The sequence below is a fragment of the Eubacterium sp. LMAG:50 genome, assembly GCF_008680265.1.
Classification (GTDB): Bacteria; Bacillota; Clostridia; order Lachnospirales; family Lachnospiraceae; genus Eubacterium_U; species Eubacterium_U album.
In genome coordinates this window covers 582282-596266 of the sequence record NZ_NALP01000007.1, presented here as the reverse complement: position 1 = coordinate 596266, position 13985 = coordinate 582282, and the positions used below count along the sequence as shown (strand labels likewise).

Sequence of the window (13985 nt, the reverse complement as noted above, 5' to 3'; positions counted from 1 at the left end):
CATTGTATATTGACATAATTCAAGTTATAACCAACCGTTTGCTTTTAAATACTTGTCGGGAATACGCAATTCTAACTCTTTTTGTAATTCTGCAAATAAAATATTGAAATCCGCCTCATCCCACCATTTTTGCGAATTTTCCAATTCTATTATTCTATTACCAAAACAAATATTATAACCCATTCTTCCCATATCATAATTAAATATCACAGGGAAATAATCATACGCATTAAATTCAATCGAAAAAGATTTGTGACTTTCATCATCAAACAAATTATTAACAACAAAATCTTTTACTTTATTATGAAAATAATCACACATCTCATCGATTATATAGTCTGACATCTCATCTACATTTTTACTTTGCATACCAATAATCTCCTATCTTTTTTAGTTTAGTATAATTATGCTTTGACTGCAAATACAACCATTCATCACCAAGCGCTGTTCCTTTCCATTCCAACGGATTTTGCGAAAATCTGATAGATTTTCCTTGCCTAACAGCATCATCTAACGCTCTTGTGTTAAATAAATTAAACATTTCCTTATCTGATAATCCATATGATTTGGTTATATTATTCCACTGAGCCCCTAAACTAAAATATGTATCACCAGTTAATTCTGCTCTCGCAACATATGATCCTGATTCAATCGTTCCATCAAAATATTTACCTAATGTCATACTATCTGCATTGGGATTATGTATAGAAATTTTATGTATCTTTTCATAATTCCAAGCTCTATATCTCACACCATCGGATTCTGACATTTCGCCAAATGCAGAATATTTACCACCCTCATATGACACACTTCCAGCTTCATCTGCCATAAACCCTGCTAGTTTTCCACTCTTTGCAGCATTTCGTATTCCTGCCACTCCAAGCCCTGCTCCTGCAAACATGTAGCCGTTTGTTGCTCCGTTTATGACCGTGTCCTTTAATTCTGATTTGCTGAAACTTCCATTGTTTAATGCATATATGCTGTAGAATGCTCCGTCTGTTGCCGCTGATATTCCTGCTGACGCTATTACCGCTTGTGCTATTGCGGCTGCTCCCACTCCACTTGCTCCTGCAATTATTATTCCTGTTGTTCCAACGGCTGCCTTTGCCCATGTAGGCATGTTATCTATTTCACAGCATACCCTTGCATATAATCCAAGTCCGCTTACGGCTCCGCTCTTTACAACGTTGAAAGCTGTTCTTCCTGCATTTCCAAGTGTGCTTATGTATGAACATCCGTCAGGATCTATGTAATACAGCGGATTGTCTCCACAGTATGTGTAACCGTTCTGGGTCATCGGCTCAGTAATGCTTCCTGCTTTAGGGTCCTTCTGTATAAATTCCCTGTCTGTGGAATTGTACATTCTTGCTCCCGCATTCCAGTAGCCTGTTGTTTCATCATAAACATATCCGGTATAACTTTTTGAAATGTTTATTCCGTTAAGTTTACTGCTTACCGTTTCTGTTTCCGGCTTTCCCCATGCATCATACTCTGTTTTCGCTACAACCTCTGCATTTTCATCCAGTGCCCATCTTGTGCAAAGTTAAACCAATATTTATTAATTTAACATCATAAAATCCTTAATTGCTTTGTAACAGCCACAATTATTAAAATTAATCGATGGATAAAATAGTATAATATTGAACCTCCGAAAGTATAATTCCAATTAAAGATAATAAAAAGCTATATCCTTAATTAGCTCAAGATCTTGTTCGTCATAATCTATTTTCTTTTCTTTACTTAATTCTGATAAAATATATTTTACGCTATCTGAATCATTTTTAATCAATTCTATCAAATCGTTTCTTTCGTCTAAATATTTATTAACTAAGTATATTATGTTATTAATTAGTATTTTTTTTTCCATATTAATCTTCTATTATGTCAACACTTTTAAAACGAATTGTGCCTTTATATATAAATTGCTGACAACCTCCTTTTCCATATTCAGGATAACACCTTGTAAACGGTTCTAATCCTGGACCTTTATCACCATATGTTTTAGGTACATACATTTCATCAATAACCTGCAAAGTATCAAATTCTCCTCTTAATTTGCAATTGCTCCATTCCGATGATATTTGAAATGCATTTTGCGCAGCACTAGCTGAATTGAATTTTTTAAATCCAAAATATGAACCTGGCGCACTCATAGATTTCATAGTTTGCTCTGCATATTTACTGTCCATATATCTATATCCAGTAGCCGGTACAATCTCTCCGTTGGGTTTAACATAAAAATCTGTCTTGCCAGTTGTTCTACCGCCCTCATACGACACGCTTCCGGTTTCATCTGCCATAAACCCTGCAAGTTTTCCGCTCTTTGCGGCATTTCGTATTCCTGCCACTCCAAGCCCTGCTCCTGCAAACATGTAGCCGTTTACTGCTCCATTTATGACCGTGTCCTTTAATTCTGACCTGCTAAAACTTCCGTTTCTAAGTGATGCAACGGTGTAAAATGCTCCGTCTGTTGCCGCTGATATTCCTGCTGACGCTATTACTGCTTCCGCTATTGCGGCTGCTCCTACTCCGCTTACTCCCGCTACAACTATTCCCGTTGTTCCTACGGCCGCCTTTGCCCATGTCGGCATGTTATCTATTTCACAACATATCCTTATGTAAAATCCAAGTCCGCCTGCCACTCCGCTCTTTACAACGTTGAAAGCTGTTCTTCCTGCATTTCCAAGCGTGCTTATGTATGAACATCCGTCAGAATCTATGTAATGCAGCGGATTGTCCCCGCAATAAATGTAACCGTTCTGGGTTAGAGTTTCATATACACAAATTTAAGCAATCATTATAGATGACATATTTCTGGTAAATCTTCTGATGGTTTGGCTATAGTATCAGGCTCGTAAGTAGTAGTGACTAGTTAAAGCATCTTTTGTCTATGTAAAATGACAAAAAGGCAGATTTCGGGCACGATATTCACAAGACGTAGACCAATATCATCAGTTTTGAAAAGATTTTGAAAATTGTCATAGAAACGCATTGTCTCCACAGCGCAAGTGCTATGAAAACAATACGTTCCTATTTTTGATAAAGATATTTAATTGTGACTTCGTTTTTTTATATATGTAGACATAATCAAACTAATAAACTTCAACTTCAATAAATGCAAATCCTGTCAAAGAATTATTTTCAATAATATCCCTAATACGCTCTGAAATAAAAATCGGTATTGTATCATCTTTTAATCTAAATATATCGTGCCCCAACACCATTTCTTCTTTCAAAGCATATTTTTCTACTGAAATAATTTTTTCATTATCAAGTTCAAATAAATCATACTGAGAGTGTTCTAAGTCTAAAGCATCCACCACATCTAATAGATTTGCAATTCTATATTCCGTATTCTCCTCATTATTCTTAGTATCAATCAATTTTGTTGAAAGATACTGTATCGCATTTCCATCTACAATCTGCTCGATTAATTCTCTAAATTTTTTTGATACAACCAGCCACCTATACACATTGGCTATGTAATCTGATAGAACATCCCCCTCTTCTGAGTTATATTTAAATCTAACCTCCGACCAATCATTAATATAATTTCCACAGGATACAGAATATTCATCAATATCCCCTATAACTCCTACATTACAATTCACATAATCATCATCATTTTCATAATCATAACTTAATTTATAATACTTCATTAATAACACTCTCCTTACTGATTATTCCAATAATACTTATATAACATGTCTGGATTACTAATTATTTTTTGCTTCATTTGGTCATATAACTTCAAAAATTTAGTTTTATCACCCTTTGCTATTTTATTAAATTTTTGCATATTATCAAGAACATAATCATGATAAGCGTACGGGTGACGACCTTGATGAGGCATCAATTCTTTATTCCAATCTCCATCTAAGTCTAATCCATATTTTTGAGTTATATTTTTAAACTGACTTGTATATTTCTTACTCTTATTTGTTGCGAAATGATGTATTTGATTAGGTTTTCTACCACCCTCATACGACACGCTTCCGGCTTCATCTGCCATAAACCCTGCTAGTTTTCCACTCTTTGCAGCATTTCGTATTCCTGCCACTCCAAGCCCTGCTCCTGCAAACATGTAGCCGTTTGCTGCTCCGTTTATGACCGTGTCCTTTAATTCTGATTTGCTGAAACTTCCGTTGTTTAATGCATATATGCTGTAAAATGCTCCGTCTGTTACAGCCGATATTCCTGCTGACGCTATTACTGCTTCCGCTATTGCGGCTGCTCCTACTCCGCTTACTCCCGCTACAACTATTCCCGTTGTTCCTACGGCCGCCTTTGCCCATGTCGGCATGTTATCTATTTCACAACATATCCTTGTGTAAAATCCAAGTCCGCCTGCCACTCCACTCTTTACAACGTTGAAAGCTGTTCTTCCTGCATTTCCAAGTGTACTTATGTATGAACATCCGTCAGGATCTATGTAATACAGCGGATTGTCTCCACAATAAATGTAACCGTTCTGGGTTAGGGTTTCATATACATTTCCTACTTTAGGGTCCTTCTGTATAAATTCCCTGTCTGTGGAATTGTACATTCTTGCTCCCACATTCTAGTAGCCTGTCATAAATCATCAGAATACTTTTTCCTTTTAGGTACCCCATAAAATTTGAAACTCTTCATAGTAGCCTTTCACCAAAATAAAGAACATCTTCCTTTGGATGTCTTTAATATAGAGATATCATTAAAATGATTGATACTCCTTGCAATAATAATTGTCTGCATCTTTTACTAACTTCAAAAAAATATCATCAGCACAGAGTTCATCATAATCCGAAATACCTCTAATGAGTCCCATCAAAGCACCATTTGAATTTCTTATTGTTCTATTTTGAATAGCAATAATTAATTTATTTATATATTCCTTATATTGTTTCAAATATTCCATTGTAGCATTACTTTCTAAACACATAGTATCAATATATTCATTTATAGCTGTCAGCTTTCCTTCTAATATATCATATTTATTCATATTCCCTTCTTTCTACGGCAATGGTCTTGTATTTAAAACCCAGCCATCATCGAACTGCTCGAATAGTATCTGTAGTCCCCCACCAGGTCTTGATTCTATTCATAACTTATGGGGATTACTGAATGCCGCTTGTAACATAGGTGTTTGGAATCGTCAAGAAAAAAGTCCCAATTGTTAAATCTTTGAAATTTCTATTGTTGGTTTCCATTCGGTTGCAATATCAATATTATAATTATGAGTAATCACTATATAATGTTTTAAATTTAAAGCCTCTCCATAACCATCAGAAATCTTATTTATTTGTTTTGAAAATTCACCATCTTGTACTTCATAAATTATATTCTGAAAATCATTATCCTTATATTTCCGTATTTCATTTTCAGAATAAAGGTTACTTTGCACAATTCCTTCATCTAGCATACGTACTGCTTGAACCATACCGAAATTAATCATTACGCATGTTTGACTACTTGACAGTTTTATAGTTAGTCCTTGTTTCTCACCATTTATTAGTTGCACTTGGTAAACTGCTTTTGGAATTGTACCAACAAATACTTCTTTCCATTTTTCCATATCTTTTATCTCTCCTAATATCGAATTTTGTACACTTTCCTATTGGACACCCTTATTTCAAGAGTCGCTCCTCCTGTTGTACTCCCTGAACGAGCAACAACAGTTGTTCCATCACTCAACTTACCGACTTTTCCTAATCCATATTTTGTTTGAATCTCTTTCACGTCGATAGGATTGAGGGCATCAAAATCCCTAATTGTCTTTTCAAAATCACCTGTTGACTCAAAGTTCCTAGCAACGCCTTTTCCGTTAGTAGTTTCTGGCAAGCCGTTAATTATATCATCAATAGTCTTTCTACCACCCTCATACGACACGCTTCCTGCTTCATCTGCCATAAACCCTGCTAGTTTTCCACTCTTTGCTGCGTTTCGTATTCCGGCTACTCCTACTCCGGCTCCTCCAAACATGTAGCCGTTTGCTGCTCCGTTTATGACCGTGTCCTTTAATTCTGATTTGCTGAAACTTCCGTTGTTTAATGCATATATGCTGTAAAATGCTCCGTCTGTTGCCGCTGATATTCCTGCTGACGCTATTACTGCTTCCGCTATTGCGGCTGCTCCTACTCCGCTTACTCCCGCTACAACTATTCCCGTTGTTCCTACGGCCGCCTTTGCCCATGTCGGCATGTTATCTATTTCACAGTATACCCTTGCATATAATCCAAGTCCACTTACGGCTCCGCTCTTTACAACGTTGAAGGCTGTTCTTCCTGCATTTCCAAGTGTGCTTATGTATGAACATCCGTCAGGATCTATGTAATACAGCGGATTGTCTCCGCAATAAATGTAACCGTTCTGGGTTAGGGTTTCATATACATTTCCTGCACCTATTACCTAAAATATAATCATTAATATATGTACATATGTAAGTTCATAAACAATAAACTATCGCTGAACCATTTTATTATTTCTTATGCCTATTATCATACAAATTCATTATACTCATAAGAAATACTTTTTAAAATATTCAGATTCCGAAATACAATGTTCAAATCTTGGACAATTAATCTTTACTATTTCATCTGCAAGACCTTTAACGTTTTTTTCTCTAGCTGTTGGCAAAATAATCAATCCATTTTCTCCAGTTATCTTCTTAAAAAATCTAAATACTGAAGAATTAATCATACAATCATAAAAATATAATGAATCCATCCAGGGAAAGCAATAAATTTGTTTTCCCTGAGCATATCCTATTGCAATAGACGCTCTCCATCTCTCCCAAACATCCATATTTGATAAACAATATTTTATTCTATGACGTGACAAATGAAATTCTTCAAGAATTGTGTCAATATTTTCATACCGTTTATTTTTTTTAATAGCTAACTCTAATGCTTTTTGAACACTTAATTCTCTTTCAAATAATCCACCTGTTCTGACACCTTTTCCAACATGCCATGCCAAATCATAAATGGAATCAATTTTTATTCCATCAATAAAAATTGTTGTCTTATCATCAAATAATTTATTTGTAATAATTTGTGATAACACTTCTCCTCCAGCACCTTGTTCGCATATGATTCCATATATCTTGCCAAATTTAAAATAATATTCTCCTTTCGATATGTAATCATGTACATTTTCACCATATACATTTATATAATCCAACATATAATCTTCATTAATTGATACCTTTATTTCTTCCAAAATTGCCACCACTCTTTCTTATATCCAACCCTCTTAACATTATATACAGATATTGGAACTTTCTGTCCATCTGTCGTTTGAACAACAATATTTGCAATAGATTTTCCTTTATTCCCTGCATCTAATTCAAATGACGCATTTGTTTCAAACTGTAATACAGTATTATACCCCTTTCCAATACCTGCAATGTTCGCTTGTTTTTTTGTTGGTTGCTCTGTCCATGCAAACACCCTGTTATCCCATACATTTCCTTTTTTCCCAAGTTGTCCAGATTCAATTATACTTTTTGCTGCTTCTTCATTTGTAACATGATAAAATCTTCTAGTAGAACTTTTACCACCCTCATATGACACACTTCCAGCTTCATCTGCCATAACCCCTGCAAGTTTTCCACTCTTTGCAGCATTTCGTATTCCTGCCACTCCAAGCCCTGCTCCTGCAAACATGTAGCCGTTTGTTGCTCCGTTTATGACCGTGTCCTTTAATTCTGACCTGCTGAAACTTCCGTTGTTTAATGCATATATGCTGTAGAATGCTCCGTCTGTTGCCGCTGATATTCCTGCTGACGCTATTACTGCTTCCGCTATTGCGGCTGCTCCCACTCCACTTGCTCCTGCAATTATTATTCCTGTTGTTCCAATGGCCGCCTTTGCCCATGTCGGCATGTTATCTATTTCGCAGCATACCCTTGTGTAAAATCCAAGTCCGCCTGCCACTCCGCTCTTTACAACGTTGAAAGCTGTTCTTCCTGCATTTCCAAGCGTGCTTATGTATGAACATCCGTCAGAATCTATGTAATGCAGCGGATTGTCTCCACAATAAATGTAACCGTTCTGGGTTAGGGTTTCATATACATTTCCTGCTTTAGGGTCCTTCTGTATGAATGTCCTGTCTGTGGAATTGTACATTCTTGCTCCGGCATTCCAGTAGCCTGTTGTTTCATCATAAACATATCCGGTGTAACTTTTTGAAATGTTTATTCCGTTAAGTTTACTGCTTACCGTTTCTGTTTCCGGCTTTCCCCATGCATCATACTCTGTTTTCGCTGCAACCTCTGCATTTTCATCCAGTGCCCATCTTGTGCTTCCCTGTCTGTCCGTGTAGAGACTGTAAACCTGTGCTTTCGCATTTTCACTGTTTTTTGTTACATCCGCATATGCTCTTTCCCTGTTTCCTGCATATGTGTACCTTACAATTGTACCATCTGATTCCTTTTCTTCAAGCAGTACTGGATACTTTTCTGTGTAGTCCCACACATACTCTTTTTCCTTTTTCTTCTTTTTGATTAGTCCTGTTGTAATTGTTTCTTTTGTTCTGTTTCCAAGGCCGTCATATTCATACGCTGACATTTAATGCAAAATCGCATCATCTCCACAGCACCAAGTGCTATGAAAACAATGCATTCTAATTGTAAAGAAAAATATCTAATAATTACTTCATATATTTATTATTATACGAAGTAATTATTAAATGTAGCCTTTCATAATATTTCAAATTCCTGTTTTAATGTAACTCAGACAAATGCTCATAATAAGCATATAAATCCTAATCCCTACAACCTTACTAGAAAAATTCAATCATTCATTAATATTTTAGTATTTTCTAGTCTTGACTTTATCTTTGTGAGAGGATGTGTCAGTTCAATTACATCTCTTTTAGCATAACTCTTCTTTCACTTCAGTATCTCCAAAAAATAAGTAAAAGAATAAACTACTATTACCAACAGTAAACTCTACTATCATACTCTCCTCTCCATAAACACACACCATTTTCTAAACCACATGAACAAATGAATATGCTACATCCACCATTTAAGAGTTCCGATTTACTTATTATATATTCTATATTATTAGAAATAATATCTCCTTGTAATTTTATTGCTCCAAACTTTGTTGAGTTTTCCACAAAAAAAACATATTTCATTGATTTACATATTACTTTACTTGTATAATTCAAGAAATCTTCTATTTCATATGTTTTTTTACAAACAATATACTTTTTCTGAGTATCCAAATCATCTAACTTAGCAATTATTTTTTCTTGTAATTGTAAAGTAGTATGAATATCATAAAAATCATCAATAGCTATTTCTATTCCATTATTTCTCCATTCTTTACAGATTTGTAGTATTCCATTTCTTCTTTTGGCTTCAACCAATCTTGTTTTATCCATTTATATCTCCATTTCCTATTTAAACCCATTAAAATCCTCTGGGAAATGTCCTGGGTATTGATTATATCTACCTTTACTGAACGGATTTCCTTTTGTAGCATCTGCACCATGAAAATGATTTCCACGTCCCATCTTATCAAAAGGATGTTCTATAATATATTTCTTTTCTCCACTTACATCAAATTCATACACAATTCTGTTTTCTGATGTTCCATCAAACACAAACTTGTGAGTTTTATATTCTGCTGACTTTGGAATACCTGTTGCTTCCTTCGCCTCTCTAAATACTTGTCTTCTAGCAGAACTTTTACCCCTCTTGACATAAAGTCTTTACACTTATAACAATCCAAGTCGATGCCCCTACCTCGAAAAATGAATACACATTCCAAAGTCAACTGTGAAGTTTTCACAGCAGGAGCAGAAATTCCGTGACCAGTATGACAATCTTGATTTATCTGATGGGCATAGAAAAGTGATAAAGCATTAGATAAAACGCCTCTTCCTTACTGGCACTTCTTTTTACTCACTGCAACTCTAATTCTTTTTTTAAGTGTTCCAATTCAGAAACACTCATATCACATACACATATTTCAATAATATCATCTGTTTCTGACAATCCAAAATACACTTTATCCATTTTTATATACTTGGAACTTTTTTGTCTGATAATATTATTCTGGTACCATTAGAATACAAAATAGTTTTAAAAATAGGTCATTCAATATCATCACTATGAAAATTTATCTTTCCATTTTCAAAATTTCCCACCACTAGCTTATTCGTAGTTTCTGAATACTCCTTGCAAAGCAATAGCGTTATTCTTTTTAATAACTTACTCTTTATACCCACTGTAAATTCCAATGAAGAAGTTTTATCTTTTGAATATGAAATATATTCAACCGCTTCCTCTTCCTTATTAAATATAATCTTCAAAGCAATATATTCTTCCAATTCCATCTCTAATATATCTTTCATATTCTTCTACATCCTAATGCCATCCATTAAACTGTGCATGTTTTATTACTGGCAACTGCCCTGCTTGTCTTAGCCGAGCAAATATAACTTCCTGATTACCTTGAGTAATCTTTTCTCCATTAACCTCTATCTCAAATGATTTTGGAATATTTCAGATTAGTACGATCAAAATGATTTATAACAGTAATATGATATTTATACAAGATTGTGTAGATAGTGAAATTTACAAAAGGCTAATAGAAAATCTACCAGCCTTTTGCTTGTGATATGGCTTATTTTTTCTAACATATTTATTACAGTAACTAATTAAAATATGCTTCTAATACATTTTCTAGTTCAAGCAATTTATATTTATATTTTTTCATCTCTTTATCCTTAATTAACCGTTTAACAAAAAGCATTAATTCACCAAAATAAAGAACATCTTCCTTTGGATGTCTTTAATGTAGAGAGATCATTAAAATGATTGACACTCCTTGCAATAATAATTGTCTGCGTCTTTTACTAACTTCAAAAAAACATCATCAGCACAGAGTTCATCATAATCCGAAATACCTCTAATGAGTCCCATCAAAGCACCATTTGAATTTCTTATTGTTCTATTTTGAATAGCAATAATTAATTTATTTATATATTCCTTATATTGTTTCAAATATTCTATTGTAACATTACTTTCTAAACACATAGTATCAATATATTCATTTATAGCTTTCAACTTTCCTTCTAATATATCATATTTATTCATATTCCCTTCTTTCTATGGCAATGGTCTTGTCTCTAAAACCCAACCATCATCAAACTGCTCGAATAGTATCTGTAGTCCCCCACCAGGTCTTGATTCTATTGCTCCAACTTGTTCCCTTGCAGTTCCAATTGCGTATTTAATCTTTGTTCCTGCTGATATTTTAGCAATAGATACATTATCTCTTGCTCCCCAATTGCTCAACAACGCCATTTGATTCATATAATCATCTACTGTACTAATTCCATTTGCCTCATCAAAAGTAGTCCAATATTTCAAACTTCTTCCATTACCTACTTCATCATTCGAGTGAAATTGAACTAAATATAAATCTTTATCGATAACATTTTTTATGTTATATCCAGCATTAAAGTTAGCTAATTCACTATCAAATTGTTTAGAGTAATCCCATACTTTACCTGATGTTCTACCACCCTCATACGACACGCTTCCTGCTTCATCTGCCATAAACCCTGCAAGTTTTCCACTCTTTGCTGCGTTTCGTATTCCGGCTACTCCTACTCCGGCTCCTCCAAACATGTAGCCGTTTACTGCTCCATTTATGACCGTGTCCTTTAATTCTGACCTGCTAAAACTTTCGTTTCTAAGTGATGCAACGGTGTAAAATGCTCCGTCTGTTACAGCCGATATTCCTGCTGACGCTATTACTGCTTCCGCTATTGCGGCTGCTCCTACTCCGCTTACTCCCGCTACAACTATTCCTGTTGTTCCAACGGCTGCCTTTGCCCATGTAGGCATGTTATCTATTTCGCAGCATACCCTTGTGTAAAATCCAAGTCCGCCTGCCACTCCGCTCTTTACAACGTTGAAGGCTGTTCTTCCTGCATTTCCAAGTGTGCTTATATATGAACATCCGTCAGGATCTATGTAATACAGCGGATTGTCTCCGCAATAAATGTAACCGTTCTGGGTTAGGGTTTCATATACATTTCCTGCTTTAGGGTCCTTCTGTATAAATTCCCTGTCTGTGGAATTGTACATTCTTGCTCCCGCATTCCAGTAGCCTGTTGTTTCATCATAAACATATCCGGTATAACTTTTTGAAATGTTTATTCCGTTAAGTTTACTGCTTACCGTTTCTGTTTCCGGCTTTCCCCATGCATCATACTCTGTTTTTGCTGCAACCTCTGCATTTTCATCCAGTGCCCATCTTGTGCTTCCGAGTCTGTCCGTATAGAGACTGTAAGCCTGTGCTTTCTCATTTTCACTGTTTTTTGTTACATCCGCATATGCTCTTTCCCTGTTTCCTGCATATGTATACCTTACAATTAACATCATAGCTTATTAATTGCTTTATAACACTAATGATTGTTAATTAATAGACGGATAGGAGTTGTAGGTTGTTGGATGTCCGAAAGTATAGCCATAATAAGTACTATACTACACTAATCTTTGTTAACGAAATACCCGTAATATTTACCTTTTGAATTAAATCTTTAAACTTTTCAGATACAAATATTGGTATTTCTTGCCTATTTGACAGCTTAAAGACATCTGCGCTATCCGTTTTATCAGCATATATACCATATTTACTTACTGTATATATTGTTCCTATTCCCTCAATTTCTGTTTCAAAATACTCTGATTTATCCAAGCATAACGCATCTACAACTTTAATAATATTGGCAATATAATATTGTTTAAAATCCTCTCCATTATTTGTTTCCTTTATGCCAACTTTCAAAAATTGTATATCCGTATTGACTGACTCTAATAATGTCTTCAACCTGTTTGATACCAAGAACCATCCTTTATCATTGGCAAGATAATCAGTCCAAACATCTCCTTCTTCTTTTGTATAGAAAAACTCAAATCTATCATCCCAGTTTTCAAAAACTTTCCCAGTATTTAATGCATTTTGCTGAATTCCATAATCATTTTGAAAATGGCATATTATATCATTTTCTCTTTCCATATCCATAGATAATTTGTAATATTTCATCCATATTCTCCTTACTTCCAGTAATCCTTATACAACATGTCAGGATTTGATTTTACGTTATTCTTTAAATTCTCAAATAACTTAAGGAATATATCTTTGTCTCCTTGTGCAATGTTGTGAAATTGTTTCATACTATCAAGAACATATTCATGATAAGCATTTGGATGACGGCCCTGATGTGGCAGAAAATCTTTATTCTATGCATCATCTCCACAGCATCATGTTCTATGAAAACAATGTGTTATAAAGCTTAATCTATTCAATATTCAGTTTTCATTTAATGCTTACCTTTATAATACGTAGCCATCTAGCAATTACGATTAATTATTATTTTCTTCTACGAATTCAAGGAAAGTATCTTGTAATTCATCTTCCGTACTGATACCATTAATTCTAACTTCAAATTCAAAATCTCCACCATACAATGTACTAGACCCATCTAAAACACCTAAAACACTCGAAATTGTATCAATCATTGTTTGCTTCACGATATTCATAAACACATCTTTTTGTATATCATCAAATGAATGATACAACTCCAATGCATTCTTCCAATAGTCTACTGTCTTCTCTGATACTTTTGTATTCTCATACAAATCCTTATAAATGTCTTTTCCATCTTCGACTAATGTCTTATAAATACTCTTTACAAAACTTTCATTCATCACTATTTCCTCATTTCTGAATACATTTTCATATTCATATCTATTAATTCTCTATACGTAGAATTAGGTATATCTGGATACACTCTTTTCAATTCAAACAAATCTCTTGCCAGTAATTGTCTTGCATTATCTATCCCTTTCGTGCTTCTAGACACAATTCCATTTGGTCCAGATATTGTATTACCAACCTTAGGAACATTAATTGCAGGTGCTATTTTAGGGGCATAATTATCCACAAGATTTTTCATTACTGCCTTTTGTCTGTGGT

The 13985-nt window shown here is 34.6% G+C and carries 20 protein-coding genes; all 20 read right to left on the bottom strand.

Translation table 11 applies throughout. The features are described from left to right. Window positions 1-24: 24 nt before the first annotated feature. On the bottom strand, window positions 25-369 hold the full coding sequence (locus CCC31_RS07900) for a hypothetical protein (RefSeq protein WP_290850762.1): 345 nt from the start codon (window positions 367-369) through the stop codon (window positions 25-27). Next, on the bottom strand, window positions 359-1525 hold the full coding sequence (locus CCC31_RS07895) for an RHS repeat-associated core domain-containing protein (RefSeq protein ID WP_290851723.1): 1167 nt from the start codon (window positions 1523-1525) through the stop codon (window positions 359-361). Before CCC31_RS07895 ends, CCC31_RS07900 begins: the two co-directional genes overlap by 11 nt. Window positions 1526-1666: 141 nt before the next feature. Further along, entirely contained in the window at window positions 1667-1867 is a 201-nt protein-coding gene (locus tag CCC31_RS07890; protein ID WP_118565963.1) for a hypothetical protein, read from the bottom strand. A 1-nt stretch (window position 1868) separates the two neighbouring features. Then, window positions 1869-2642: a hypothetical protein gene (locus CCC31_RS07885; protein ID WP_290850759.1), complete on the bottom strand. Its 774-nt coding sequence runs from the start codon at window positions 2640-2642 to the stop codon at window positions 1869-1871. A gap of 450 nt (window positions 2643-3092) precedes the next feature. Next, entirely contained in the window at window positions 3093-3659 is a 567-nt protein-coding gene (locus CCC31_RS07880) for a DUF1629 domain-containing protein (RefSeq protein ID WP_117910814.1), read from the bottom strand. Between the two features lie 14 nt (window positions 3660-3673). After that, window positions 3674-4546, bottom strand: a complete 873-nt coding sequence (locus CCC31_RS07875; protein ID WP_290850757.1) for an AHH domain-containing protein — start codon at window positions 4544-4546, stop codon at window positions 3674-3676. Window positions 4547-4693: 147 nt separating this feature from the next. Further along, window positions 4694-4981: a hypothetical protein gene (locus CCC31_RS07870; RefSeq protein WP_290850755.1), complete on the bottom strand. Its 288-nt coding sequence runs from the start codon at window positions 4979-4981 to the stop codon at window positions 4694-4696. Between the two features lie 174 nt (window positions 4982-5155). Then, window positions 5156-5554: a hypothetical protein gene (locus CCC31_RS07865; protein WP_290850754.1), complete on the bottom strand. Its 399-nt coding sequence runs from the start codon at window positions 5552-5554 to the stop codon at window positions 5156-5158. A 14-nt stretch (window positions 5555-5568) separates the two neighbouring features. Beyond that, on the bottom strand, window positions 5569-6180 hold the full coding sequence (locus CCC31_RS07860; RefSeq protein WP_290850753.1) for a hypothetical protein: 612 nt from the start codon (window positions 6178-6180) through the stop codon (window positions 5569-5571). A gap of 315 nt (window positions 6181-6495) precedes the next feature. Continuing rightward, window positions 6496-7200 carry a hypothetical protein gene (locus CCC31_RS07855; RefSeq protein WP_117910808.1) on the bottom strand — a complete coding sequence of 235 codons (705 nt, stop codon included), beginning with the start codon at window positions 7198-7200 and terminating at the stop codon, window positions 6496-6498. Next, window positions 7188-8549 (bottom strand): RHS repeat-associated core domain-containing protein, encoded by a 1362-nt coding sequence (locus CCC31_RS07850; RefSeq protein ID WP_290850752.1) that lies wholly within the window; start codon window positions 8547-8549, stop codon window positions 7188-7190. The genes CCC31_RS07855 and CCC31_RS07850 overlap by 13 nt, the downstream gene beginning before the upstream one ends. Before the next feature lie 367 nt (window positions 8550-8916). Beyond that, the gene (locus CCC31_RS07845) at window positions 8917-9372 is read right to left on the bottom strand and encodes a hypothetical protein (protein ID WP_022089443.1); all 456 of its coding nucleotides are present in this window, start codon (window positions 9370-9372) and stop codon (window positions 8917-8919) included. 15 nt (window positions 9373-9387) lie between these two features. Continuing rightward, on the bottom strand, window positions 9388-9594 hold the full coding sequence (locus tag CCC31_RS07840) for an HNH/endonuclease VII fold putative polymorphic toxin (protein WP_022089442.1): 207 nt from the start codon (window positions 9592-9594) through the stop codon (window positions 9388-9390). A 492-nt stretch (window positions 9595-10086) separates the two neighbouring features. Then, a complete protein-coding gene (locus CCC31_RS07835; RefSeq protein ID WP_178514749.1) occupies window positions 10087-10347 on the bottom strand; it encodes a hypothetical protein in 261 nt (86 codons plus the stop codon). A gap of 457 nt (window positions 10348-10804) precedes the next feature. After that, window positions 10805-11092 carry a hypothetical protein gene (locus CCC31_RS07830; protein ID WP_022089440.1) on the bottom strand — a complete coding sequence of 96 codons (288 nt, stop codon included), beginning with the start codon at window positions 11090-11092 and terminating at the stop codon, window positions 10805-10807. A 12-nt stretch (window positions 11093-11104) separates the two neighbouring features. Next, window positions 11105-12388, bottom strand: a complete 1284-nt coding sequence (locus CCC31_RS07825) for an RHS repeat-associated core domain-containing protein (protein WP_290850751.1) — start codon at window positions 12386-12388, stop codon at window positions 11105-11107. Window positions 12389-12485: 97 nt separating this feature from the next. Beyond that, a complete protein-coding gene (locus CCC31_RS07820) occupies window positions 12486-13052 on the bottom strand; it encodes a DUF1629 domain-containing protein (protein ID WP_290850750.1) in 567 nt (188 codons plus the stop codon). An 11-nt stretch (window positions 13053-13063) separates the two neighbouring features. After that, window positions 13064-13237, bottom strand: a complete 174-nt coding sequence (locus CCC31_RS12695; RefSeq protein ID WP_363348525.1) for an AHH domain-containing protein — start codon at window positions 13235-13237, stop codon at window positions 13064-13066. A 135-nt stretch (window positions 13238-13372) separates the two neighbouring features. Beyond that, window positions 13373-13717 carry a hypothetical protein gene (locus tag CCC31_RS07815; RefSeq protein ID WP_290850749.1) on the bottom strand — a complete coding sequence of 115 codons (345 nt, stop codon included), beginning with the start codon at window positions 13715-13717 and terminating at the stop codon, window positions 13373-13375. Between the two features lie 2 nt (window positions 13718-13719). Next, window positions 13720-13965: a hypothetical protein gene (locus CCC31_RS07810; RefSeq protein WP_290850747.1), complete on the bottom strand. Its 246-nt coding sequence runs from the start codon at window positions 13963-13965 to the stop codon at window positions 13720-13722. Window positions 13966-13985 lie beyond the last annotated feature (20 nt).